Origin of the sequence: Lentzea jiangxiensis (genome assembly GCF_900104175.1) — a bacterium.
Classification (GTDB): Bacteria; Actinomycetota; Actinomycetes; order Mycobacteriales; family Pseudonocardiaceae; genus Lentzea; species Lentzea jiangxiensis.
The window spans coordinates 289,840-314,419 of record NZ_FNIX01000002.1; the positions used below are offsets into that span (position 1 = coordinate 289,840).

At 70.5% G+C, this 24,580-nt stretch carries 20 protein-coding genes; 6 read left to right on the top strand and 14 right to left on the bottom strand.

Going from position 1 to position 24,580, the window contains the following annotated elements:
• Positions 1 to 381 precede the first annotated feature (381 nt).
• Both BLQ91_RS09035 and BLQ91_RS09040 read right to left on the bottom strand, forming a co-directional pair.
• The gene (locus tag BLQ91_RS09035) at positions 382 to 2,952 is read right to left on the bottom strand and encodes a glycoside hydrolase family 9 protein (RefSeq protein WP_090096281.1); all 2,571 of its coding nucleotides are present in this window, start codon (positions 2,950 to 2,952) and stop codon (positions 382 to 384) included.
• A 144-nt stretch (positions 2,953 to 3,096) separates the two neighbouring features.
• Positions 3,097 to 3,696, bottom strand: a complete 600-nt coding sequence (locus BLQ91_RS09040) for a TetR/AcrR family transcriptional regulator (RefSeq protein ID WP_090096282.1) — start codon at positions 3,694 to 3,696, stop codon at positions 3,097 to 3,099.
• A gap of 86 nt (positions 3,697 to 3,782) precedes the next feature.
• Between BLQ91_RS09040 and BLQ91_RS09045 the strand changes: the two genes are divergently transcribed.
• Positions 3,783 to 4,340, top strand: coding sequence for an NAD(P)H-dependent oxidoreductase (locus BLQ91_RS09045; RefSeq protein ID WP_090096283.1), 558 nt, complete (start codon positions 3,783 to 3,785; stop codon positions 4,338 to 4,340).
• A 13-nt stretch (positions 4,341 to 4,353) separates the two neighbouring features.
• Here the strand turns inward: BLQ91_RS09045 and BLQ91_RS09050 are convergent, their stop codons facing one another.
• The 7 genes from BLQ91_RS09050 to BLQ91_RS09080 form a co-directional block, all read right to left on the bottom strand.
• Positions 4,354 to 5,376 carry a LacI family DNA-binding transcriptional regulator gene (locus BLQ91_RS09050; RefSeq protein WP_090096284.1) on the bottom strand — a complete coding sequence of 341 codons (1,023 nt, stop codon included), beginning with the start codon at positions 5,374 to 5,376 and terminating at the stop codon, positions 4,354 to 4,356.
• Positions 5,373 to 6,752, bottom strand: coding sequence for a GH1 family beta-glucosidase (locus BLQ91_RS09055; RefSeq protein ID WP_090096285.1), 1,380 nt, complete (start codon positions 6,750 to 6,752; stop codon positions 5,373 to 5,375). The genes BLQ91_RS09050 and BLQ91_RS09055 overlap by 4 nt, the downstream gene beginning before the upstream one ends.
• A 2-nt stretch (positions 6,753 to 6,754) precedes the next feature.
• Positions 6,755 to 7,567 (bottom strand): carbohydrate ABC transporter permease, encoded by an 813-nt coding sequence (locus tag BLQ91_RS09060; RefSeq protein WP_245733294.1) that lies wholly within the window; start codon positions 7,565 to 7,567, stop codon positions 6,755 to 6,757.
• Positions 7,567 to 8,526 (bottom strand): carbohydrate ABC transporter permease, encoded by a 960-nt coding sequence (locus tag BLQ91_RS09065; RefSeq protein ID WP_090096287.1) that lies wholly within the window; start codon positions 8,524 to 8,526, stop codon positions 7,567 to 7,569. The genes BLQ91_RS09060 and BLQ91_RS09065 overlap by 1 nt, the downstream gene beginning before the upstream one ends.
• Positions 8,526 to 9,806 carry an ABC transporter substrate-binding protein gene (locus BLQ91_RS09070; RefSeq protein ID WP_090096288.1) on the bottom strand — a complete coding sequence of 427 codons (1,281 nt, stop codon included), beginning with the start codon at positions 9,804 to 9,806 and terminating at the stop codon, positions 8,526 to 8,528. Before BLQ91_RS09070 ends, BLQ91_RS09065 begins: the two co-directional genes overlap by 1 nt.
• A gap of 460 nt (positions 9,807 to 10,266) precedes the next feature.
• On the bottom strand, positions 10,267 to 11,289 hold the full coding sequence (locus BLQ91_RS09075) for a LacI family DNA-binding transcriptional regulator (protein WP_090096717.1): 1,023 nt from the start codon (positions 11,287 to 11,289) through the stop codon (positions 10,267 to 10,269).
• 158 nt (positions 11,290 to 11,447) lie between these two features.
• Positions 11,448 to 14,102, bottom strand: coding sequence for a glycoside hydrolase family 9 protein (locus BLQ91_RS09080; RefSeq protein ID WP_090096289.1), 2,655 nt, complete (start codon positions 14,100 to 14,102; stop codon positions 11,448 to 11,450).
• A 406-nt stretch (positions 14,103 to 14,508) separates the two neighbouring features.
• On the opposite strand from BLQ91_RS09080, the gene BLQ91_RS09085 reads away from it, so the two are divergent.
• Positions 14,509 to 16,575 carry a cellulase family glycosylhydrolase gene (locus tag BLQ91_RS09085; RefSeq protein WP_090096290.1) on the top strand — a complete coding sequence of 689 codons (2,067 nt, stop codon included), beginning with the start codon at positions 14,509 to 14,511 and terminating at the stop codon, positions 16,573 to 16,575.
• A 174-nt stretch (positions 16,576 to 16,749) separates the two neighbouring features.
• Here BLQ91_RS09085 and BLQ91_RS09090 read toward each other — a convergent pair whose 3' ends face one another.
• From BLQ91_RS09090 to BLQ91_RS09100, 3 genes are read right to left on the bottom strand one after another with little or no spacing between them, the layout of a single operon-like run.
• Positions 16,750 to 17,223: a GNAT family N-acetyltransferase gene (locus tag BLQ91_RS09090; protein WP_090096291.1), complete on the bottom strand. Its 474-nt coding sequence runs from the start codon at positions 17,221 to 17,223 to the stop codon at positions 16,750 to 16,752.
• On the bottom strand, positions 17,220 to 18,071 hold the full coding sequence (locus BLQ91_RS09095) for an NAD(+)/NADH kinase (protein ID WP_090096292.1): 852 nt from the start codon (positions 18,069 to 18,071) through the stop codon (positions 17,220 to 17,222). Before BLQ91_RS09095 ends, BLQ91_RS09090 begins: the two co-directional genes overlap by 4 nt.
• 21 nt (positions 18,072 to 18,092) lie before the next feature.
• On the bottom strand, positions 18,093 to 18,887 hold the full coding sequence (locus BLQ91_RS09100) for an MBL fold metallo-hydrolase (protein WP_090096293.1): 795 nt from the start codon (positions 18,885 to 18,887) through the stop codon (positions 18,093 to 18,095).
• A gap of 86 nt (positions 18,888 to 18,973) precedes the next feature.
• Between BLQ91_RS09100 and BLQ91_RS09105 the strand changes: the two genes are divergently transcribed.
• Positions 18,974 to 19,348 carry a MerR family transcriptional regulator gene (locus tag BLQ91_RS09105; protein ID WP_090096294.1) on the top strand — a complete coding sequence of 125 codons (375 nt, stop codon included), beginning with the start codon at positions 18,974 to 18,976 and terminating at the stop codon, positions 19,346 to 19,348.
• Here the strand turns inward: BLQ91_RS09105 and BLQ91_RS42005 are convergent.
• Together BLQ91_RS42005 and BLQ91_RS42010 are read right to left on the bottom strand one after the other, a co-directional pair.
• Positions 19,345 to 20,466 carry an ArgE/DapE family deacylase gene (locus tag BLQ91_RS42005; protein WP_218130198.1) on the bottom strand — a complete coding sequence of 374 codons (1,122 nt, stop codon included), beginning with the start codon at positions 20,464 to 20,466 and terminating at the stop codon, positions 19,345 to 19,347. The genes BLQ91_RS09105 and BLQ91_RS42005 overlap by 4 nt on opposite strands.
• Positions 20,463 to 21,470, bottom strand: coding sequence for a pyridoxal-phosphate dependent enzyme (locus BLQ91_RS42010; RefSeq protein WP_245733295.1), 1,008 nt, complete (start codon positions 21,468 to 21,470; stop codon positions 20,463 to 20,465). The genes BLQ91_RS42005 and BLQ91_RS42010 overlap by 4 nt, the downstream gene beginning before the upstream one ends.
• Positions 21,471 to 21,537: 67 nt before the next feature.
• Here BLQ91_RS42010 and BLQ91_RS09115 point away from each other — a divergent pair, with 67 nt between their 5' ends.
• From BLQ91_RS09115 to ligA, 3 genes are all read left to right on the top strand, one after another.
• On the top strand, positions 21,538 to 21,768 hold the full coding sequence (locus tag BLQ91_RS09115; protein ID WP_090096295.1) for a hypothetical protein: 231 nt from the start codon (positions 21,538 to 21,540) through the stop codon (positions 21,766 to 21,768).
• 177 nt (positions 21,769 to 21,945) lie between these two features.
• On the top strand, positions 21,946 to 22,485 hold the full coding sequence (locus tag BLQ91_RS40160; protein WP_143022566.1) for a hypothetical protein: 540 nt from the start codon (positions 21,946 to 21,948) through the stop codon (positions 22,483 to 22,485).
• Positions 22,482 to 24,473 (top strand): NAD-dependent DNA ligase LigA, encoded by a 1,992-nt coding sequence (gene ligA / locus BLQ91_RS09125; RefSeq protein ID WP_090096297.1) that lies wholly within the window; start codon positions 22,482 to 22,484, stop codon positions 24,471 to 24,473. Before BLQ91_RS40160 ends, ligA begins: the two co-directional genes overlap by 4 nt.
• The last annotated feature ends 107 nt before the right edge of the window (positions 24,474 to 24,580 follow it).

Below are 24,580 nucleotides of genomic sequence, written 5' to 3' on the forward strand. Positions count from 1 at the left end.
GCTGGCAACAGGAGGCGGCGTGTTGCTGTTCGGTCCTGTTCGTTGTGGGCTTTTGTGCGTCACGTGCGGGGTGTCATGGCTGCGCAAGTCGGCGTGGTGGGCGGTCGCCTCGGGTCGCGAAGTGGGCGTGGTGAGGTGGTCGCCTTGCGGTGCGAAGTCACCTCTGCGGGGCGGTCACCTTCGCAGTGATGTCACCCGGGGATGGTGGTCGCCTCGGGTGCCGCATCGCGCGTGGGTCGGGTCATCGCGACCTCGCCGCTTCCTCCGCGACCCGAGGGTTCGCGGCTCGCCTTCGGCTGCGCGGGTGGTTCCGCCGGCGGAAGCCAAGCGCCCGCTGCCACCGGAGTGGCAGCGGGCGCATCCCTGGTGCGTGCCTGTGGATCAGGCGGTCTTGCAGGTCTTGCCGTTGACCGTGAAGGAGGTCGGATCAGTCCCGGCGCCCGACCCGTTCAGCCCGATGTAGACGGACTTGCCGGGGTCGACCTTGCCGTTCCAGGACAGGTTGGCCGCCGAGACCTCCTGGCCGGTCTGGCTCCAGGTCGCCGACCACCCGGTGGTGAGCCGCTGGGTGCCGGGGAACGTGAAGCCCAGCTTCCAGGACGACCAGGCGGAGGAGCCGGTGTTGGTGATCTTCACGGAAGCCGAGAGGCCGTCGGACCAGCGGTGGGCGGTGAAGCCGACCTCGCAGTCGGACTTCGGGGTGGTGGTGCCGCCGGACTTCTCGGCTGCCCAGCCGGAGACCCAGGCGAGGGCCGAGTTCCAGTTGATCGCGACCTCGTTCACCGAGTAGGCGCCGATGTCGTCGACCCAGCACTTCTGCTGCGGGCAGCCCGTGAGCAGGCGTTGGGCGACCGGGTCCTGCAGTCCGCTGTTCGGGCCGCCGGAGAGGGAGCCCGCGGGGGCGATGGGGAGGGTCGGGTCGTTCTGGTGTGCCCAGAAGCGGTGGTGGGCGTTGACCATCGCCTGGTCGCCGTAGCCCGCGACGTAGGAGGTGCTGAGCGGGTTGCGGCCCTGGATGTAGTGCAGGGCCTCGAAGACGCCGTCGCGGTACTTGGTGGCTCCGGTGAAGTCGTGGGCCAGGGCGAGGACCTGGGCGTTGTTGAGGACCGTGGAGTTCGAGCCCCAGACGTAGCCCGCGGTGCTGTTGTCGTACGGGGTGGCGTAGCCCATCGCCGCCATGGCGGTCAGGTGCTCGTCGGCCACGGTGGCGAACTTCTGCTTGATCGCCGTCACGTCCGCCGCCGGGAGGCCGGGGACCAGGGCGAGGGTGATGTCGCCCAGGGGTGCCGTGCCGCCCCAGTGGAAGCCGCCGCGGTTCAGGCTCGCCGCCTTGTAGTGCGGTGAGGCGGTGACGTCGGTGCGGTAGGTGCTCTCGCCCGTGGTGGCGAGCAGCTCCGACGCGGCCCAGTAGAACTCGTCGGTCACGGTGTCGTCGCTGTAAGCGCCGCCGCCGGTGCCGTCGTTGGGGTCGGCGAGCTTGGCCGGGTTCGCCTTGGCCGCCGTGTAGGCCTTGCGGGCCGCGGCGAGCAGGGTGGCCGAGTAGGTGGCGTCGACGCCCTTCCACAGGCGGGACGCCTGGGCCGCCACCGCGGCCAGGTTCAGCGTGGCGGCGGTGCTCGTCGCCGAGAGGCGGCGGGGCTGGTCGTCCAGTTCGGGACGGGTCGGCAGGGCGGTCCAGTTGGCGTCGTGGATCTTGTGGTGTGCCATGCCGTCGGGCGCCTGCATCTTCAGCAGGAAGTCGACCTCCCAGCGGGCCTCGTCGAGGAGGTCCGGGACGCCGTTGGACTTCTCGGGGATGTTCAGCGAGCCGTCGCGGTACGCGGTGGCGTCGCCGAGCACGGACGCGCGCTCGTAGGCGTTGAGGAGCTGCCAGGTGGCGATGCCGCCGTTGACGACGTATTTGCCGTGGTCACCCGCGTCGTACCAGCCGCCGCGCACGTCCAGGGTGTAGCCGCAGGCGAGGTCCGCGCGGCACGGCACGTTGTTGTCGCCCTGGTTGGGGGCGACGTTCACGTGGCCGGCGGGACGCGCGTACTCCTCACCGACGTACTGCGCCTCGATCGGCGTGCCGCTGCGCTGGTGGTAGAAGAACGCGAGCGAGTCGTAGCGCAGGCGCTTCACCGGGTCGGCGGAGATGTCGAACGGGAAGCTGCTGTCCTCGCCGACGGACAGCACGTAGCCGGTGCCGGCCGTGTCGAACGACGAGAAGTCGATCAGGTGCACCGAGTCGCCGGACGTGGCGTCCAGGCCCTTCGGCGTGCTCTGCCCGGACGCCACCGTCGCGCCCGCGGAGTTCTTGAGGGTCCACGTCTGCGGCGTCGTGGCCGTGGAGACGAGCGTCGCGCGCTTGGGCAGGCCCGGCACGTACGCCACCAGGTCGACCTGGACCTTCTTGGTGGGGTTGGGGTTCACCCCGCCGGGCGGCTTCACGCCGCCGATCACCGAGACGTTGTCGACGCAGATCGTGTTGTCGGACGGCTGGCCGCCCAGCTGGAACGCGACCTGGCCGTTGCCCGCGTCCGGGAAGTCCAGGGTGGACGTGAAGGTGAACGAGAAGCGCTGCTTCTCCGGGGAGACCGTGAACTGCTTGCTCGCGATCCCGCGGTACGGGCTGACGCTCTCGCCCGCGGCGGCCGTCACGGGCTGCGCGGTCGTGGCGCGGGCGTCGAACGAGAAGGTGTAGGACTGGCCCTCCTCGAACGGGACGCCGTTCTGGCCGATCAGGGCGTCCCACGGGTTGGTGGTGCCGCCGGTGACGGCCGCGCACAGTTCCCCGCCGGTCACGCGGTGGGTGACGCCGGCGCCGGCCCACCAGGGGTCCGCCGAGCCGCTGTCGAACGTGCCGTTGAGCACGCGCTCGTAGTCCGCGGCCGCGGCGGCGGACTGGAGCGAGGTCGCCGTCAGCACCGCGAGCAGGGTCGCGGCGAGGAGACGTGGGGGTTGAGATCTCATGCTGTGAGGTTCTCCGTCCTCGTCGACGGTGCGTCTGGGAGCGCTCCCAGGGGCACCGTAGGACGAGTCCGGCGACGGCAACAAGCTCCGGCGCGGTCATCGGTCGAATTCGACGCGTGATTCGACTCGAACCGAACGGGGGAGTCAGCGCAGGAGGCGGTCGAGGAGGTCGTGCCAGCCCGCTTCCGCCCGTGCGAGCGCCCTGTCGCGGGGGTGGCCGAGGTGCTCGACGAGGACCACATCCACCGACGCCAGCAGGGTGTGGGCGAGCAGGTCGGCGTCGGCGTCCGGGAGGGCCGCGCGCACCAGCAGGGCCACGTGGCGGTGGCGCAGCTGCCGGGCGGGGACCGTGAACCGGCGTTCGGGCGACGGCTCGGCGGCGAGGTAGAGGTCGAAGTGGGCGTGTTCGTGGCGCAGCAGGGCCGGGCCGAACGCCCGCAGCCTCGTCACCGCGTCGGCGTCGGGGCCGAGCGGCGCGGGGCCGCTCAGGAACGCTTCCTGGAACCGGCGCTCCGAGTGGTCCAGCAGGGCCTGCAGCAACCCGTGCCGGTCGCCGAAGCGGCGCGACACCGTGCCCTTGCCGACGCCCGCCGCGGTGGCCACGGACTCCATCGTGATCGCCGCCGCCCCCCGTTCCGCCGCCAGTCGCGCCGCCGCTTCCAGCAGCAACGCCCTGTTGCGCACGGCGTCCGCGCGCAGGGGAGCCTCCGGCCCGGCGAGGGGGAGAGGTGTGCCGTCGCTCACCTCGGCAGCCTAGCCGGAAGATAGACGGAACACGTCCCGTTTAAGGTGTAGTCGTTCAACCGCACCCCGTACACAGGAGTCCCGCCATGACCGTCCGCATCCTCACGCTCGTCGGCAGCCTCCGCTCCGGATCGCACAACCGACGGCTCGCCGAGGCCGCGGTCCAGATCTCGCCGGACCACGTCGAGGTCGGCGTGTTCGAGGGCCTGGACACCGTGCCGTTCTACAACGAGGACATCGACACCGAGGGCGCCGTTCCCGCCCCCGCCGTGAAGCTGCGCGAGGCCGCCGCCGAGGCGGACGCGCTGCTGCTGATCTCGCCCGAGTACAACGGCACCATCCCCGCCGTGCTGAAGAACGCCATCGACTGGCTGTCCCGCCCCTACGGCGCCGGCGCCCTGTCCGGCAAGCACGTCGCCGTCGTCGGCACCGCGTTCGGCCAGTACGGCGGCGTGTGGGCGCAGGACGAGGCCCGCAAGGCCGTCAAGATCGCCGGTGGCGTGCCCGCCGAGGACCTGACCCTGTCGATCCCGGGTTCCGTGGTCCGCTTCGCCGAGCTGCACCCGGTCGACGACCCCGAGGTCACCGAGAAGCTGTCCGGTGTGATCGAGGGCCTGGCCAGCCGCGCGAAGGCCGCTGTCTGACCACGAGCGGGGGCTAGGCGCTCGCCCGGCGCACCAGCGACGTCGGCAGCAGCATCGACGACGGGAGCTTCTCCTCGCCAGCCAGCTCGGCGAGGAGGCGCCACGTCATGGTGCGCCCCAACTGCTCGACGTCCTGGCGCACGGTGGTGAGCGGCGGCGTCGCGGTCGAGGCGAGCACGGAATCGTCGAACCCCACCACGGCGACGTCGTGGGGAATCCGGTAGCCGCGCGCGTGGAGCACCCGCAACGCGCCCACGGCCAGGATGTCGGCCGCCACGAAGACCGCGTCGAGATCGGGTGCGCGGCGCAGCAGGTCCTCCATCGCGAACGCCCCGCTCTCGGGCGTGAAGTCGCTGCTGTGGGCCACGAGCCCCACGGGCATCCCGTGTTCGGCGAGGCCGCACCGCCAGCCGCTCAGGCGGTCCATGCCGACCGCCATGTCGTGCGGGCCGGCGATCGTGGCGATCTTCTCGCGGCCCAGTGAGATCAGGTGGCGCACGGCCCCCAGCGCGCCGTTGAAGTTGTCCGCGTCGACGAACGGGACCGCGCCGCCCGCGAGCGGACGGCCGCCCGACACCACGGGCAGCCCCGTCTCGTGCAGGATCCTCGGCAACGGGTCCTCGCCGTGCAGGCTCACGACGAGCGCCCCGTCGACGTGCCCTCCGGTGAGGTAGGCGACCTGGTCCTCACCGTCGAGCGGCTGGTTCATCATCAGCAGGAGCTGGACGTGCCGTCCGGTGAGCTCGGCGTGCACCCCGCGCAGGATCCCGGCGAAGAACGGGTCCGCGAGGACCTGGCTGCCCTGTTCGGAGATCACGAGCGCGATCGCGTTGGCCTTGCTGCCCGCCAGGGTGCGCGCGGCGTGGTTGGGGCTGTACCCGAGCATGGCGATGGCGCGGTGCACCGCCTGGCGCGACCGCTCGCTCACGTACTTCTCGCCGTTGATCACCCTGGAGACGGTGGACTTCGACACCCCGGCCACGCGCGCCACTTCCTCGATGCGCGGGCCGGGGCGACGACTCCTGCCTTCGGTCATGAGGTGGCGACCAGCGCGTTGTCGCGTGCCACCCTGCTGAACCACCTCGCACTCATCTTCGGGGTGCGGATCTGGGTGTCGTAGTCCACGTGGACGATGCCGAACCGCTTCGCGTAGCCCTCTGCCCACTCGAAGTTGTCGAGCAGCGACCAGCAGAAGTACCCGCGCAGGTCGACTCCCGCCTCGATCGCCGCGTGGGCGGCGCGCAGGTGGGAGGCGATGAAGCCGGTGCGGTCCACGTCGTCGATGGCACCGTTGCCGGTGAAGTCGTCGCGGAACGCGGCGCCGTTCTCGGTGATGTACAGCGGGAGCCGCGGGTAGTCCTGGTGCACCCGCATCAGCACGGTGGTCAGCCCGTCCGGCCTGACCTCCCAGCCCATGTCGGTGACCGGGGCGTTGCGGACGGGGAACGACGCGTGCTCCACGCCGACCCACGGGTTGCGGCCGCCGTCGTCGCCGTTGGGCGTCGAGCTGACGTAGTGCTCGGTGTAGTAGTTGACGCCGAGCATGTCCATCGGGCCGGAGATGACGCCGAGGTCGCCGTCCTTGATGTGGTCGCCGAAGCCGAACGGCTCCAGGTCCTCGAGGATGTCGGCCGGGTACTCGCCGCGCAGCAACGGGTCCAGGAAGATCCGCTGCTGCAGCCCGTCGAGCCGGCGGGCCACGTCGAGGTCGGCCGGGTTGTCGGGGTCGACCGGGATGATCGGGTACATGTTGAGCGTGATGCCGACCTTGGCGTCCGGCTGGGCCGCGCGGATGGTGTCGGCGGCGAGCCCGTGGCCGAGCAGCAGGTGGTGCACCGCGGCGACGGCGGCCTTCGGCTCCTGGCGGCCGGGGGCGTGGATGCCCGCGGCGTAGCCGAGGAACGCCGAGCACCACGGCTCGTTCAGCGTCGTCCACGTGCCGACCCGGTCACCGAGCGCCTCGACGGTGGCGGCGGCGTAGTCGGCGAACCGGTACGCGGTGTCGCGGTTGGCCCACCCGCCGTTCTCCTCCAGCGTCTGCGGGAGGTCCCAGTGGTAGAGCGTCGGCCACGGCACGATGTCGTGCGCCAGCAACGAGTCGATGAGCCGCTTGTAGAAGTCGAGACCCGCCGGGTTGACCTTCCCGCCGTCCGGCCGCACGCGCGGCCAGGCGATCGAGAAGCGGTAGGCCTGGAGCCCGAGGTCCGCCATCATGGCGACGTCCTGCTCGAACCGCCGGTAGTGGTCGGCGGCGGGTTCACCGCAGTCGCCGCCGACCACCCTCCCGGGCTGCCGGCAGAACTCGTCCCAGATGGAGTCGGTGCGGCCGTCCACGGCGGTCGCACCTTCCACCTGGAACGCCGCGGTAGCGGCTCCCCACAGAAATCCCTGTGGGAAAAGAATGTTCTCCATTTTCACCCCTTGACGGCGCCCTGCATCACACCGGCGACGATCTGCCGCCCGAGCACGAGGAAGACGATGAGCACCGGAACGGTCGCGAGCGTGGTTCCGGCGAGTACGAGCGAGTAGTCGACGTAGTAACCGCTCTGCAGCTTCTCCAGAGCGACCTGCAGCGTCGGGTTGTCGGCGTTGAGGACGACCAGCGGCCACAGGAAGTCGTTCCAGGACTGCATGAACGTGAACACGCCCAGCATCGCGGCGGCCGGCCGGGCGGCGGGCAGCGCGACGTGCCAGAACGCGCGCCACAGGCTGCAGCCGTCCATGCGCGCCGCTTCGACGAGCTCGTCGGGAATGGCGTCGACGAGGTACTGGCGCATCCAGAACACGCCGAACGCCGTGACGAGGTTCGGCACGATGACGGCTTCCAGCTCACCGGCCCAGCCGAACTCGGCCATCGCCATGTAGAGCGGGATGATGCCGAGCTGCGTCGGCACCGCCAGCGTCGCCACGACGAACAGGAACAGCACCCCGCGGCCGCGGAACTTCAGCTTGGCGAAGGCGAACCCGGCGAGCGTCGACAGCAGCACCACCGAGAACGTCACCGTGCCGGAGACGATGAAGCTGTTGCCCAGCGCCTTCCAGAACGGGACCGTGTCGAACACGCGCGAGGCGTTGGTCCAGAAGTTCCCGCCGGGGACCAGCGTGAAGTCGCCGGTCAGCACCGAGTTGTCGCGGCTCGCGACGAGGAACGACCAGTAGAACGGGAAGGCGGAGCCGAGCACGAACGCGGCGAGGATGCCGTAGATCGCGAAGGACGGTCGTTTCATCATCGGACGGCCCTCCTGGTGAGGAAGAAGTTGAGGACCGCTACACCGATCACGACCAGGAACAGCACCCACGCGATCGCGGAGGCGTAACCGAGGTCGAGCCCCTGGAAGGCCGACTGGTAGAGGTAGAGGACGACGGTCTGGTACTGGTGCTCTGAGCCGCCGCCGCTGCCGCCCGCGGGCTCGAACAGCTTCGGCTCGGTGAAGATCTGCAGGCCACCGATGGTCGAGGTGACGATCACGAAGATCAGCGTGGGCTTCAGCATCGGGAGCGTGATGCTGAAGAACCGCCGCAACGCGCTCGCGCCGTCGACCAGCGCCGCTTCGTACACGTCGCGCGGGATCGCCTGCATCGCCGCGAGGATGATCAGCGCGTTGTAGCCGGTCCACCGCCAGTTGACCATCGACGCGATCGCGACGTGGCTGCCGAAGGTGCTGGCCTGCCAGTCGATCGGGCTGATGCCGAACAGACCGAGCACGTCGTTCACGAGGCCGTACTGCGGGCCGAACAGGCTGCCGAAGATGATCGTCAACGCCACGAGGCTCGCGACGTAGGGCAGCAGAACGCCCATCCGCCAGCCGGTGCGGGCGCGCAGGTTCGCGTTGAGCAGTGCCGCGATCACGACAGCGACGATGATCTGGGGGACGCTCGAGAGCAGGAAGATGCTGAACGTGTTGAACAGCGCGTTCCAGAACTGGTCGTCCTCGAACAGCGTCCGGTAGTTCTCCAAGCCGATGAACAGCGGCTCGTCGGCGCCCACCTCCCAGTCGAACAGGGAGACGTAGGCGGTGTACAGCAGCGGGAAGAGCCCGATGGCGCCGAAGAGCACGAAGAACGGTGCGACGAACAGGTAGGGCGAGACCTTGGCGTCCAGGTTGGACAGCCGGTACCGCCGCGGAGGCCGCGGGCCGGCCTCCTGTGCCGGCCCGCGGTCCACCTTGGAGAGAGTGGCGGTCACTACTTGGCCGCCTTCTGAGCACCCTCGACAGCGGCCTTCCAGGCCTCTTCGGAGCTCTTGCCCTGCTCGACCGACTGCAGAGCCGGGCTGAACACCGTCTCCTGGATCTGGCCGTCGGCCGGGCCCTTGTACTGCGCGGCCTTGATCTTCTTGGCCTGGGTGGCGAACAGCGCGCCGGCCTTCACGTCACCGAAGTAGGCGTTGGTCTGCTCCAGCAGCTCCGGCGCGTCGAGAGCCTTGAGCTGGCTGGGGAAGGTGCCCTTGGCCTTGAACGCCTTGACCTGCTGCTCCGGCGCGGTCAGCCACGCGGCGAGCTCGGCGGCCTTCTTGGCGTTCTTGCTCTGCTTCGGCACGGTCAGGTACGAGCCGCCCCAGTTGCCGCCGCCGTTCGGGAACGCGTCGGTGACCGCCCACTTGCCCTTGTTCTCGGGACCGGCCTGCGTCTCGACGACACCGAGCATCCACGACGGGCACGTCTTGGTGGCGAACTTGCCGAGCTTGAAGCCGGTGTTCCACTCGGGGCTGAACGCCGCGAGCCGCGCCGACTGACCCTTCGCGACGGCCGCGGTCACCGCGGTCCAGTCCTTCTTGATGTCGGCGTTGGTGTCGACGACCAGCTTGTCGGACTTGTCGTAGTAGCCCGTCTCGAGCTGGTTGTGCATCGCGTTGTAGACCTGGGCCGCGCTGTCGAACCAGGCGACACCCGGAACCTTCGCGATGAACTGGTCACCGGCGGCGAAGTAGCTGTCCCACGTGGCGAAGAGCGCCTTCACGCCCTCGGGGTCGGACGGCAGGCCGGCCTGCGCGAAGAGGTCCTTGCGGTAGCACATGGCCAGCGGACCGATGTCCGTGCCGTAGCCGATGAGCTTGCCGTCCTTGGACGTGATCGCGTCGGTCTTCCACTGCAGCCAGCGGTTGTCCTCGATCTTCGGGCCGATCTCCTTGAGATCGTTGAACTGCCCGGACTTCGACATCACCTGGCTGAGGTAGCCCTCTTCGACGCCCTCGATGTCGGCGAGGCCGGAGCCGGCGCCGAGCTTGGTGAACAGGTTCTGGTGGTGGGGCTGGCCCTGACCGGTCTTGCGCTGCGTGATCTTGACGTCCGGGTGAGCGGCTTCGTACTCCTTGAACAGCTCTTCGTAGCCGAACTCGTTGAACGTCGCGATGGTGAGCTCGGTCTTTCCGTCTGCGGACTGGCTCGCTCCACCTGACCCGCACGCTGTGGTGGCGGCGGCGGACACGGCGGCACAGATCAGCACGCTGACCCAACGGTGTCGCACGGGAGAACTCCTCTGGTCTCGGCGGCGGGTTCTGGGAGCGCTCCCAGACGGGGAGGAGTGTCGTACCGGCTTCGAACGTGTGTCAAGACACACTCCTGGGTACACCAGGTGTTTACGCCGTCGCTCGACCGGGTGACCTCGTGGTTTGCGGCTCAGGTCACAGTTGAGAAAACTGGGAGCGTTCCCGGAAGTGTGACCTTTGGGTTAACACTGAGTGCTGCGGCCGGTACGTACAGCGCCAGTGCCGGCGAGGGGAAAGCGCGCGCCCAGGGCTCGGGCCGGGGGCTGTGGTGGGAGCAATGCCCTGGTGCGACCGGACGTGTGGGGATGAGGACGAACGGCGCGCGGTGGCTGGGTCGGTGAGGGACCGCGCGGGGTCGCGGGTGAACGCGCGGGTGGCCTGGGGGTGACCCCCGCAAGGCCGCGGGGGCGGGCGGCGGAAGGGGGCGAGGCCGTCGCGTCAGGCGCTCGCCCGGCGCACCAGTGAGGTCGGCAGCAGCAGCGACGGCGGCAGCCCGTCGTCCCCGGCCAGCTCGCCCAGCAGCCGCCACGTCATCGTCCGCCCGAGCTGCTCGACGTCCTGCCGCACCGTGGTGAGCGGCGGGGTGGCGGTCGACGCCAGCAGCGAGTCGTCGAACCCGACGACCGCCACGTCCTCCGGGATGCGCCGCCCGCGGGCGTGCAGCACCTGCAGCACACCCAGCGCGATGATGTCCGCGGCGACGAACACCGCGTCGATGCCGGGGGCGCGGTCGAGCAGCTCGGTCATCGCACGCGCGCCGCTCTCCGGCGTGAAGTCCGCCTCGACCACCAGGTCGGCGGACAGCCGGGCCTCACCCAGCCCCCGGCGCCAGCCGCTGAGCCGGTCCAGGCCCGCCGCCATGTCGCGCGGCCCCGCCACGGTCGCGATGCGGTTGCGGCCCAGCGAGACGAGGTGCCGCACGGCGTCGAGGCCGCCGGTGAAGTTGTCCGAGTCCACGAACGGGACCGAGCTGGCGCCGAGCGGCCGTCCGCCCACGACCACCGGCAGGCCGACCTCCTGCAGGCGGTGGGGGAGCGGGTCGTCGCCGTGCAGGCTCACGAGCAGCGCGCCGTCCACGTGGCCGCCCGCCAGGTAGACGAGGAGGTCGTCGTGGTCCTGCGGGCGGCTCATCATGAGCAGCAGCTGGACGTGCCGGCCGGACAGCTCGGCGTGGACGCCGCGCAGGACGCCCGCGAAGAACGGGTCGCCGAGCACCCGGCTGCCCTGTTCCGAGACGACCAGCGCGATGGCGTTCGCCTTGCTGCCCGCGAGGGAGCGGGCGGCCTGGTTCGGGCTGTACTTCAGGTGGGTGATCGCCGTGTGGACGGCGTCGCGCGCCCTGGCGCTCACGTACTGCTCGTCGTTGATCACCCTCGAGACGGTCGACTTGGACACGCCGGCCAGCCGGGCGACCTCCTCGATGCGGGGGCCTGGCCGGCGGTACCGGTCTACGTCCGTCATGATGCTCATCGTAGGAGCACGCGAAGATCAATTCGAACGTGACGAAACGCCCGCGTGTCACCGTGAGAGCGCGACCGCGGCCCGGCGGCGTGCGCGGGGTGCGGCTGGGATCGGGGCGGGACGCCTGTGCCGCGCAGAACGTCCCGCCCCGAAGATCGTCAGGGCTCGACGCCCCACACGAGCGTGTCGCCGGTGTGGGCGGTGACCCTGTCGAAGTCGGTGAGCGCGCCGCTCACCCGGTAGCTGTGGTCGTCGGTCTGGGTGAAAGTGGACCAATCGGACTTCGCGATCCGCACCTGGACGTCACCGGTGCTCGCTCCCGCCGCGAGGCTGCCGGAGGTGAACGACACCTCGGCGTACGCGTCGGCGCCGGGCCGGGCGGCGGGGAGCTTCACCACCCGCACCTGCACGCCGGCACACCCGATCCGGGCCCAGTCGCACCACGCCTGGTAGCTCGCCGAGGGAGCGTCGCCGGTGAACCAGTACCGGATGGTCGTGCCGGTGAGGCTGACCGGCGTCGTGCCGCGGTTCGTCAGCTGCACCGTGGCGCCGATCTGGTTGGCCGTGGCCGCCCCGGAACCCCTGTGCTGCACGGACAACGTGCTCGCGCTTCCCGGCAGCGTGCGCGTGGTGACCGGAACGCTCGTGGCGGACACGTTGCCGGACGTGTCTCTCGCCCGCACCGAGAACGTGTACGGCGTGTCCGGAGTGAGGCCGGTGACGACAAGACCGGTCGTGGCCGACGAACCCGTGACGGTAGTGCCGTCGAGCACGTCGTACCCGGCGACGCCGACGTTGTCCGTCGAGGCCGTCCAGCTCAGCGTCGCGCTCGTGCTCGACACGGCCGAGACCGTGAGGCCGCTGGGAGCCGAGGGCGGTTCGGGGTCGTCGACGACGCCGCCGGGCTCGGCGCCCCACACCGTCCTGCCGTCCTGCCGCAGCACGATCCGGTCGGTCTGCACGACCGCGTTGCCGGTGCCGAGGCCCACCGCCGACCAGTCGTTGGACGGGTCCCAGGTGCCGGCGCTGGTGATCCGGAACTGGACCTCCTTGCGGAACGCCGACTGCCCGGCCGGGGCCACGCCGGTGCACGGGATCTCGACGTAGTACACCGAGCCGCGGTACTGCACGGGGGCGCTCGCCGCGCCGCACTGGTTGTAGTTCGTGGTGACGCTGATCTGGCTCGGCGCGGTCGTGCCGTCGAGGGTGAAGTAGTAGCGCAGCGTGCCGTTGAACGTCCGCGCGGGCCAGGCGCTCTTGTTGAGCACGAACGCCTTGACCTCGGTGAACTGGGCGGCGCTCTGGTTCACCGACGCCTGGACCGTGAGCTCAGGGCCGTCCGGGGTCTCCACGACCGGGAACGAGGCGAGCGGCGTGCCGCCGTACTCCCCGTACAGGCGGGCGAGCGCGCCGGTGAAGCCCGCGTTGTAGTCGAGCGCGACCTCGTTCATCACGTAGTCGCTGCGGCTGTCGGTGTAGGCGTCGTTGTTGGTGCTGGGACCACCGACCAGTGCGCCGTAGAGCACGTGACGGCTGACGGCCGGTTCCTGGATGCTGTCGGCCCACGAGCCGTGCGCGCCGCGGTGGTGCGGGTTGCGCGGCGGGTTGGCGCCGAACCCTACGACGTAGCTCGCGTTGCGCGGGTTGTCGCCGAGGGCGTAGTTGATCTGCCGCACACCGAAGTCGTGGTAGGTCTTCGCGCGGGCGGTGTCTCTTGTGGACAGCCAGTCCGAGTAGGTCAGGGCGGCGAACGCCGTGTTGGCGGCGTAGCGCAGGGAACCCCAGCTGTCGAGCACCGCCTGGCCGCCGGGGGAGTAGCGCACCCGGTTGCCGTTGTAGCCGGTCGTCCAGAAGTCGAGCCACCGGTTGGCGTCGGTGATGTAGGTCTGCTCGCCGGTCAGCTTGGCCATCAGGACGTAGGCGCCGTAGGACTTGTCGTCCCACGCGATCGTCCACCGGTAGGAGCGCTCGGTGCTCTGCGGTTCGGTGCCGAGCTTCTGGTACTCGGTCTTCGCCTTGGTCAGGTAGCTCGCGTCCCCGGTGGCGCGGTGCAGCCAGATCGCACCCCACACCAGCTCGTCCTGGTAGCCGCTCCAGGAGTTGTAGAAGGTCGCGGCGTCGGTGATGCACGAGCTGTACTTGCCGCGGTAGGTGTCCGCGAAGGTGTAGAGCTGCTTGGCGTGCGTGAGCAGGGTCGCCGCGTACGTGGGATCGGTGTCCTTGAAGACCATCGACGCCGACGCCATCGCCGCCGCGTACTCGCCCGCGAGGTCGGAGCCGGGGCACGAGGCGTCCACCTTGTAGGACGGACGGGCCATCGGCATCACCTCGGCCGAGCCCCACCAGGCGTGGTCGGGGTTGCCGGCGCCGACCTGGCCGTAGACGACGTTCGGGGACGGGTGCGCCTTGATGATCCAGTCCGTGCCGTGCCGCAGGTTCGCGAGCAGGTGCGGGAGTTGCCCGGAACTCGCGTAGGCGGCCCGGTTCTCCACGGCGCCCCAGGCGAGCATGGACATGCTGAACGCGAACGGCAGCCCGAACTTCACGTGGTCGCCCGCGTCGTAGAAACCGCCGGACAGGTCGAGCCCGACGTCCGCGCCGTCGCGCAGGGCCGAGTCGGCGCGCCAGCTCACGCGGTTGCCCGCCGGCAGCTGCCCCGACCGCTGGGCGTCGTAGAACCAGACCGACTTCTGCAGCGCCTCGCCGTAGTTGAACGCGGGCGCGGCCACCGAGGGCCGCACCAGCGGACCGGTCGCCGCCGCGAGCACCGCGACCAGCGCGGCTGCGACAGCTCTCCACCTGCGACTGTGCACGTGGGCCTCCGAGGAATCCGGGCTCCGACTGAATCTGGGAGCGCTCCCAGGTTCGGGACTGTAACGGTCACGAATCCGGTCCGACAGGGGTGGAGGTGAATGTTCGCGACAGGACCGCTGCTCGGCGCAATTTCACCCGGCATTTGCGAGCAGGACGATTTCCGGCGCTCACCGCAATGTCGTGGCCGTTCGACGATTCGATGCACAGTGCGTGGTCAGCGCCTCGGCCGTGTGGGGTACGCCGCTGGGCGAGAAGTGCTAAACAAAGGACGACGACCTGTCGCGGAAAGTGCAACATGAGGTTCGCTATCGATTCGACCGCGATTCGACAGCACTTCCTCGGGATGTTGCCGGGTGATTACAGTCCGCCCCAATCTGGGAGCGTTCCCAGGCTTGGAGGTGTGTCATGACCGGAAGGCGCGGCGTCGCGCTGCTCGCGGCCTTCGTCTCGGTGACCGCGACCGTCGGCCTGGCGGTGGTCGCCCCGGCCGCGGCGGCACCCGGCTGCAAGGTGGACTACGCGGTGCCCAGCCAGTGGCAGGGCGGGTTCACCGCGAACGTGGCCGTGACGAACGTCGGGGACCGCGTCGACGGCTGGCGGCTGACCTGGACGTGGCCGTCCGGGCAGAAGGTGACGCAGGCGTGGAACGCCACCGTGACGTCCTCGGGTGCCGAGGCCACGGCCGTCAACGTGGGGTACAACGCGGTGATCGAGCCGAACGCCAAAGTGTCGTTCGGCATCAACGGCAGCTGGTCCGGTGCGAACACGGCACCGACGTCGTTCGCCCTCAACGGCGTCACGTGCACCGGCGGCGGCACGGACCCGACGACGACCACGACCACCACCACGACCACCACCACGACGTCGAACAACCCGGTGCCGGGTGACGCGATGGCCCAGGTCGCGGCGATGCAGCCGGGGTGGAACCTCGGCAACTCGCTCGACGCGACCGGCGCCGACGAGACGTCCTGGGGCAACCCGCGCATCACCGAGGCGTTGCTGGACAACGTGAAGGCGCAGGGCTTCAAGAGCATCCGCATCCCCGTCACGTGGGGGCAGCACCAGGGCGGGGCACCGGGCTACCAGATCGAGGCTGCGTACCTCGACCGCGTCAAGGAGGTCGTCGGCTGGGCGCTGGCGGACGGCTTCCAGGTGATGATCAACATCCACCACGACTCGTGGCAGTGGATCTCGGCGATGCCGTCCGACCGGACCGGTGTGCTCGCCCGCTACAACGCGATCTGGACGCAGCTCGCCACCGCGTTCAGGGACTCACCCGCGAAGCTCGTGTTCGAGAGCGTCAACGAACCGCAGTTCACCGGCAGCTCGGGTGACGCCCAGAACGCCCAGCTGCTGCACGAGCTGAACGCGTCGTTCCGCACCATCGTCCGGAACTCGGGTGGCAACAACGCGAGCCGCCTGCTCGTGCTGCCCACCCTGCACACCTCGTCGGAGCAGGCACGCCTCGACGAGCTGGCGGCGTCGATCAGCGGGTTCGGCGACAGGAACCTGGCCGCGACCGTGCACTACTACGGCTACTGGCCGTTCAGCGTGAACGTCGCCGGTGGGTTCCGCTTCGACGCGACCGCGCAGAAGGACCTCACGGACTCGTTCGACCGCGTCTTCAGCACCTTCGTCTCCCGCGGCATCCCGGTGATCCTCGGCGAGTACGGGCTGCTCGGCTTCGACCGGCACACCGGCACGATCGAGCAGGGCGAGAAGCTGAAGTTCTTCGAGCTCTTCGGGTACTACGCGCGGACCAAGAAGATCACGACGATGCTGTGGGACAACGGCCAGCACCTCGGCCGCACGTCCTTCCAGTGGAGCGACCCGGAGCTGATCGCGCAGATCAAGTCGAGCTGGACGACCCGGTCCGGCACGGCGTCGGGCGACCAGGTGTTCAGCGCCCGGTCGAGCGCGGTCACCGCGAAGACGATCACGTTGCACCCCAACGGGACCACGTTCACGGCGCTGCGCCAGGGCTCGACGGACCTGGTGCGCGGCACGGACTACACGGTCTCGGGCGATCAGCTCACCCTGACCGCGGCGGCGATGACCAGGCTGAGCGGTTCGCGGAACTACGGCACGAACGCCGTGCTGACGGCCCACTTCTCCGCCGGGGTGCCGTGGCGGATCAACCTAATCACCCACGACACCCCGGTGCTGTCGGCCGCCACGGGCACGACGAGCGCGTTCTCGATCCCGACGAACTTCCGCGGCGACGTGCTCGCCACGATGGAGGCGAGGTACGCGGACGGGTCGAACGCGGGGCCGCACAACTGGACGTCCTTCAAGGAGTTCGACCGGACGTTCGCGCCGAACTACACCACCGGCGCCACGACGCTGACGCCCGAGTTCTTCGCGGAGGTCAACGACAACGCGCGGGTGACGCTGACGTTCCACTACTGGAGCGGAGCGACCGCCACCTACCACGTGACGAAGTCGGGAAGCACGGTCACGGGGAGCCTGTGACCCCGAGCCCGCGGCGCAGCGCGTCCACCTCGCCGGCGAACATCCGGCGTGAGGTGGACGCGCTTTCCACGAGCGACGAGGAGGACGGCCACCCCGTGGCGCCTGATCGGCTCGTCCCCCCTCCGCAACCCGCCGTGGACATCCGAACGAGCGGCGCTCGACACCTCGGTGAGGTCAGGGGACGAGGTGGTACGCGACCGTGGGCCAGACCTCGCCCTTCACCTCGCGGTCCTCGTCGCGGGCGGGGTCGCGGACGAACCCGGCGCGTTCGGCGACCTTGCGGGAACCGGCGTTGTCGCGGTGGGTCCACAGCCTCAGCTCGGTGACCGGGTGGTGCGCGAGGATCCACGCGACGAACTCGGTGAGCGCCCCGGTCGCGAGGCCCCGCCCGCGGGCTTCGGCCGCCACGAGGTACGAGACGTGCCCGACGCCGTCCTGGAAGTCGACGGCGACGTTGCCGCAGCGCTCACCGGCGTCCTCGACGCAGAACGACGCGACCGCCGGGTTGCCGGGCAACGCCTGGATCGCCGCGGCGACCTGCTGCTCGGTGGTCGTGGGCGGGTCGGTGGTGTACCGCTGGACCTCGGGGTCCCTCGTGACCTGCGCGTACCAGGCGGCGTCCTCGACGGTCCACTCGCGCAGCCTCACCCGAGCTCCGCCGAGTCGGTGAGCCGCAGCTTGCGCCGCGCCCGCTGGTAGAAGGTCGTCATCCCGAGCCGCACCACCCGCGCGGCACGGGCGCGTCCGCGCAGCGACACCCGCTGCCCCGGCTCGACGTACCCGGCGACCATGCCGTCCACCTCGACGGCCAGGCGGCCGCTCGACGGCAGCAGGTCGAGGTCCACCTCGTCGTCGACCGACAGCACGACGCCGCGGCTGTAGGCCGAGTGCGGGGAGGCCGGGGTGACGAGCAGCGCCTCCACGGACGGGCTGGTGATCGGCCCGCCCGCGCTGAAGCTGTAGGCCGTGGAACCGGTCGGCGTGGCGACGATGACGGCGTCGGCGGAGTAGCTCACGAACGGCTGGCCGCCGACGCGGACGGCGACCCGCGCACTGCCCTGGCCGGGAGTGCGGACCACGGCGATGTCGTTGAACGCCGTGACCTTCCGGTCGGCGAACACCGCGTCGACGGCGAGGCGTGGCTCGACGGTGAAGTCGTGGGCGTCGATGGCCGACAGCGCCGCCGGCAGGTCCGGGACGTCGACCTCGGCGAGGAAGCCGAGCTTGCCGAGGTTCACGCCCAGCACCGGGGCGTGCGCGCCGTCGGCCAGGCGCATGGCGCGCAGCATCGTGCCGTCGCCGCCGAGGCTCACTACCAGGTCGGCGCGGCGGCCCAGCTCCTCCGCGGTGACCGGGGTGGCCTCGCAGCGCAGGCGCTGGATCTCGTCGGAGATGCCGAGGATCTCGACACCCCGGTGGGCCGCCCAGCCGAGGACGGCCTCGACGGCGGCGGCGGAGTCCCGTCGCGGGTGCAGCACCAGGCCGGCGGCGTGCACGTCAGCACTTCCTCAGTCGGGTCACCCGACCAGTCTGCCGAATTCCCACGGGTCGTGTGCGCTGAAGAGCGTGACCTCGGCGGAGTGGTCGCGGGCGAGCGCCCTCAGCCTGTCCTGGGTCGTGACGCGGTCGCCGTGGTCGTGGGCGGAGCGGGTCTGCACGACGTCGAGAACCGGGTGTGTTTCGGGCGTTTCCTCCAGTTCGCGGTGGTAGTAGTAGGCGTCGCCGCAGTGCAGGAGCCACCGCGAGCCGTCGTGCACCGCGATTCCCGCATGGCCTTGCGTGTGCCCCGGCAGCGGGACGAGCTTGAACTCCTCCGGCAGGCCTTCCGGCTGGACGGCGCCGAAACCGAACCACGAGTCGTCGGCGGACTCGTAGGCGCGCCACTGCGGACCGTGCGCCCAGTGGGCCGGGCGGTAGCGGTAGCTCGGGGCCTGGGTCAGGGCGGTGCGCAGTTCGGCGGCCAGGACGTGGACCGTGGCACGGGGGAAGTCCGGCAGACCACCGCAGTGGTCCACGTCGAGGTGGGTGACGAGGACGTGCCGGACGTCGGCGGGGTCGTGGCCGAGGTCCTCGACCTGGCGGAGAGCCGTTTCCGCCTCGTCGAGAACCGGTTGCGCCATCTCGGTCCAGGCCTCGCCGAGCGTCTCGAGCGGAGTGCGGACGTCCGCGAGCCCGAGTCCGGTCTCGACCAGGACGAGGCCCTCGCCGGTCTCCGCCAGCAGGCAGTGGTTCACCGCGGGGGCGCTCGGCAGACCCGCGCGGGTGGGGTCGAGGCGGCGCATCGAACCGCAGTTCAGGTGGTGGATCTTCATGGCGCAGAGCGTGCGACTTGAAGCGCGGTTCAAGTCAAGCCCCGCGTCCGGTCGGCCTGGTCCGAGGCCGGACTAGCCTCGATCCCGTGCTGGACATCGCCGAAGTCGCGCAGAGGTCAGGGCTCGCGCCGTCCGCCCTGCGGTTCTACGAGAAGAAGGGCCTGCTCTCCTCGAACGGCCGCAACGGGTTGCGCCGCACCTACGAACCCGAGGTGCTGCACCGGCTGGCGCTCATCAGCTGCGCCCGCCGGGCCGGGTTCTCCGTCGCGGAGATCGGGAGGTTCCTCCTCGCCATGCCCGGCGACACCGCCGTCCAGCAGCAGATGGCCGTGAAGGCAGCGGCGCTGGACGAGGACATCGCGCGGTTGCGGCGCATGCGCGACAGCCTCGACCACGCCTCCACCTGCACCCACGAACCGCTGGTCGAGTGCCCCGAGTTCAAGCGGATGCTCGCCCCTTAGGCGCAGAAGGCCGCGATCGTTCCGGTCAGGACGTCGGTGAGCCGGTCGAGCGAGGCGAGGTCGACGTGCTCGGTGGCCGCGTGGGCTCCGGCGCCGTCCACGCCGAACAGCAGGCAGGGGATGCCGGCGCGGTCGAGCAGGGCGCAGTCGGTCCAGAACGGCTCCGCCCGGACGACCGGCGGTTCGCCGAGCGCGGCGACGAGGGTCCGCACGATCTCCGCGTCCGGGTCGGCCTCGAACGGCTCCCTGGCGAGGCCGCGGGTGAGCGTGGCGCTGAAGTCCGGGACGGTGGCCTCCAGCCGGTCGATGATCGCCTGCAGCTCGTCCTCGGTCCGCCGCGGTGACTCGCCGGGAACCGTGCGGCGTTCCAGCGTGATCCGGCAGCTCGCCGGGTAGGTCGACGCCTCCTCGCCGCCGCTGATCAGCGACGCGTGCACGGTTCCGGTGCCCAGCAACGGGTGCTGCGGTCCGGTCGCGAGGTCGTGGCCGAGCTGTTCCAGCGCCACGAGGAAGTGCCCGGCCTTGGCGATCGCGTCGACACCGAGCTCCGGCCGCGACCCGTGGGCCGCCCTGCCCCCGATCTCGACCTCGAACCACACGAAGCCCTTGTGCGCCAGCGTGACTTCGAGGTGGCTGGGTTCGGTGACGATCGCCGCGTCGGCGGTGAACGACTCCAGCACCTCCTCGGTGCCCGAACTGCCGTGCTCCTCGTCGGCGACGCACGCGACGATCACGTCGCCGCGCAGCGGTCGTCCGGTGGCTCGGGCGGCCGCCACCATCATCGCCGCGATGCCGCCTTTCATGTCGAACGTGCCGCGGCCGAACATCCTGCCGTCCTCGACCACCGGTTCGAGCGGGTCGCCGTCGTAGCCGGCCAGGCCGACCGTGTCGACGTGACCGTTGAGCATCAACGACTTCCCGCCGCCGGTGCCCTTGCGGACGGCCACGATCGAGGGCCTGCCCGGTCGCCTCTCCAGCCGGTGCGCCGCGAAGCCGCGCTCCTGGAACCACCTCGCGCAGAAGTCGGCGATCTCGCGTTCGCCGTTGCCACCGGGGACGAGGTCGGGGTTGACCGAGTCGATGGAGACCAGCCGCGCCAGCAGGTCGCGTGGTGTCACGAACGTCCCTCCGTGCTGATGAGGACAACGGTGCCGAGGTGGCCGAGGTCGTCCCGGATGGCACGCAATCCTGCGAGAGCAGCGGCACCACACGGTCCTGAATGGACGTTCTGCGCGAAGAGGTCTTCGACGGCTTCGGCGCACTCTTCTTCGGAGACGGACACGGCGGCGTCCAGGCCGTTCTGCAGGAATGGCCACGCGGTGCTGGAAGGCGTACCGCAGTTGAGGCCCGTCATGATCGTGTGGCCGGTCGGGATGCTCCTCAGCTCGCCCGCCAGGAGGCTTTCGAGGACGCAGGCGGCCCGGTCGGGTTCGACGGCGAGAATCCTGGTGCGCGAGTCGCGGCCGCGGTAGTGCGTGATCACGGCCTGCGCGAACGACCCGACGCCCACGGGGACGACGACCAGGTCGGGTTCGGAGCCGAGCTGCTCGTCGACCTCGTGGCAGAGCGTGCCGTAGCCCTCGACGATCCAGCCGGGGACCTCCTCGTAGCCGTCCCAGCCCATGTCCTGCACGAGGATCCCGTCGGCCTGCGCGGCCAGTGCCACCGCGTCGTCGTACGTGCCGTCGACGACGGTGACCTCGGCGTTCTCCGCGCGGATCGCTTCGATCGCCTTCTCGGGCACCGTGTTCGGCACGAAGACGTGCGCGCGTTGACCGCGGAGCCGGGCCATGCGCGCCACCGCCCGGCCGTGGTTGCCGTCGGTCGCGGTGGTGAGCGTGACCTGCCCGGTTCGTCCCTCCAGAACGCGGTGGACGGCCCAGGACGCGCCGAGGGCCTTGAAAGCGGGCAGGCCGAGCCGGGAGGATTCGTCCTTGACGAACAACCGGCCGATCCCGAGTCCCGCGGCGAGCGCGGGCAGCTCGGTCAGCGGGGTGGGCGCGTAGCCGGGCAGCCCGGCGTGGAAGTCGCGCACGCCGGCGGGTGCGGGCGGGCACTTCCAGCGCGGGGCGTCTGGCCGCAGGAACCTCATGTCCGACAGCGTGCTGGTGGCCCGGATCATCGGTCCAGCACATGTTGCCGACGTGTACCGGTGGGAGAATTCGACGAGTCGGGGAGAGGAGGAGCAGGTGACCGAGGACGAGCTGGTCGTCGAGTTCGCGCTGACCCGCCTCGACCACCCGGGCCTCGACCTGGAGGAGGTCGCCGCACTCGTGGTGCGGCGGGTGGGACCCGACCGCATGCTCGAGTTCGCCGGGCGGACCCTGGCGCACCGCGACGAGCTGCGCGGAGCCGTGTTCCCGGCCGCGGTCGAGCACGTCCTGCGGGTGGTGCTGACGTTGCGCGGGCCGCGCGACTAGAGCTCGCCGGCGACATCCCCGGTCAGCTCGCCCACGCGTGCAGCACACGGCTCGACTTCGGCGGGGCTGGTTCGTTCGGCAGATCAGCCACCGCCGTTCAACGGCCTCCAAACGACCTGTCGTCGCCTCTGGACCCGGTGTGCGGGCGGATCGCTGATCGACCACAGCCTCAACCTCGTGCTGCTGTCGGTCGTGCTCACGACGTTCTGGAAGTCGCGGCTGCCGGACGGCGAGTGGCGCACGTTGATCGAGTCGCTCCACGAGCGCTGCGACGAACCGCCCGTGCCGGTGCTCGGGATCGGGATGCCCGTGCCGGCCACTGTGGACACCAACGGCCTCGCGGGGCGGACGTCGTTGCGCGAAGCGGCCAGGGAGGCCCGCTTCACCGGTGGCCCCGACTCGGCGTTGCTCGACATCATCGACGGCCTCGGGGTGCCGCGCGTCGACCACGGCACCGAGTTCGCGGTGCTGGACGCGTGGCTGGGCTCCACGAACAGGGCTGCCGGCACCCGCCACACCGGCGGGTGGACCTGGTGGTGGTGCTGCGGTCCGTGGACTTCGGCGGGATCCGGCAGCACCGGCCGGACGTGGTCTGCCGAGCGGGGACCGTGGCTCACGAGATCGGGTTGTTCGACTGAGCTCGAACGCGACTCGAGCACGGCTCCGGGCACGACCGTCCATTTTTGTCGGTCCCGCCCGGTAACGTCCCGCCCATGAGTGCTGGGGACCGGATTCAGGAGCTCGCCGCGCGGATCGTCGAGCTGCGTGACGCGTACTACCAGGGCGAGCCGCTGGTGGCGGACGCCGAGTACGACGCGATCGAGGACGAGTTCCGTTCGCTGATCGCCGAGCACCCGGAGTCGGCGCCGGCGGACAACCCGCTGGACCACGTGGGTGCGCCGTCGGTGCTGCACGCGCCGGTGCGGCACTCACGGCCGATGCTGTCGCTGGAGAAGGCGAACAAGCCCGAACAGGTCGAGGCGTTCTTCTCGCGGTTCCCGGGCCAGCCGGTCGTCGTCATGCCGAAGCTCGACGGTCTGTCGTTGGCGCTCGTGTACGAGAACGGCCGCCTTGCGCGCGCTGTGACGCGTGGGGACGGCACGACGGGTGACGACGTCACGTTCCTCACGCGCGCGCTGTGCGACGGCGTGCCGGACAAGGTGGACGCGCCGGGCCGTGTCGAGGTGCGCGGCGAGTGCGTGATGCTGCGCTCGACGTTCGACGAGTACAACAAGGCGCACCCGGACAAGCCGTTGATCAACCCCCGCAACGCGGCCGCCGGCACGTTGCGCGCGAAGGACCCGAAGGCCGTCGAGGGCAGACGGATGCAGTTCTTCGCCTTCGACCTGACGACCGAACCCGAGAGCGCCGACTCCGACCTCGACGCGGGCCTGCGCAAGCTCGGGTTCAGCGTCGCCGAGATGCGCCACTGCACCACCGCTGCCGAAGCGCAGGAGCTCATCGGCGGCATCGAACAGGCCCGCAACGCACTCGACTACGACCTCGACGGGGCCGTGCTGCGCCTGGCCAACCGCGACGCGTTCGCCGCCGCCGGCACCCGCTCGTCGTCCCCGCGCGGCGCCATCGCCTACAAGTTCGCCGCCGAGGAGAAGACGACGGTCCTGCTCGACGTGAAGTGGGACGTCGGCAAGACGGGCAAGATCGCGCCGGTGGCGTGGCTGGAGCCGGTGTTCGTGGGCGGCACCACCGTCACCCGCGCGACGCTCGCCAACCAGGAGGTCATCCGCTCCCGCGGCATCAAGATCGGCGACACGGTCCTGGTCCGCCGCGCGGGCGACGTCATCCCGTTCGTCGCGGGCGTCCTGGACGAGTCGAAGCGCACCGGCGAGGAGCGCGAGATCGTGCCGCCGTCGCAGTGCCCCTCCTGCGCCCAGCCGCTGACCGAACAGGGCAACAGCCGCGAGCTGTTCTGCACGAACGCGGCCTGCCCGGCCCAGACCGTCCGCCGCCTGATCCACTGGTCCTCCCGCGCCGCCGCCGACATCGACGCCATCGGCCAGGTCTGGATCGAACGCCTGGCCGAAACCGGCGACCTGGTGAACCCGTCCGACTTCTACACCCTCACCAAGGAACGCCTGCTGGAGTTCGACCGCGTGGGCGAGGTCTCCGCCACCCGCATGATCGAGTCGATCGAGCGCAGCCGGGCCGTGGGCCTGCGCCGAGCCCTGATCGGCCTCTCCATCCCGATGGCGTCCGAAGGCACCGCCGCCCGCCTCTGCCGAGCGGGCTTCGGCTCCCTGGAAGAGGTCGCCGACGCGGGCGTCGAGGAGCTCGTCGCCGTGGAGGACATCGGCGCCAAGGTCGCCGAGTCCCTCACCCACCACCTCGAGCGCCTGCGCCCGGAGATCGAACGCCTGCGAGCCCGAGGCGTCTCCCTCGACGTCCGCTCCGAAGACCTCCCGCCCGTCGTCGTCGCCGGCGCCCCGCTCGAAGGCAAATCGGTCGTCATCACCGGCTCCATCAGCGACCCGCGCTCCGGCGAGAAGGTCACCCGCCCGACGTTCCAGAAGATGTGCGAACGAGCCGGCGCCACCGCCGCCTCCTCGGTGTCGGCCACCACCGACCTGCTCATCACGGGCGAGGGCGTCGGCGCGAGCAAGCTGACGAAGGCGGAGAAGCTCGGCGTCGAAGTGGTGGACCAGAGCGAGATCTGGGCGAAGCTGATCGCCGCCGGGGTGGCCTGACCGGCCAGTTCCGCGCTGTTCCGCCCAGTCGATCGAGCACGTGCATGCGGGCGTTCTCCGTCCACCGGCAGGCGTTGCGCCTGCCGGTCGGAGGTTGCGAAGCTGGT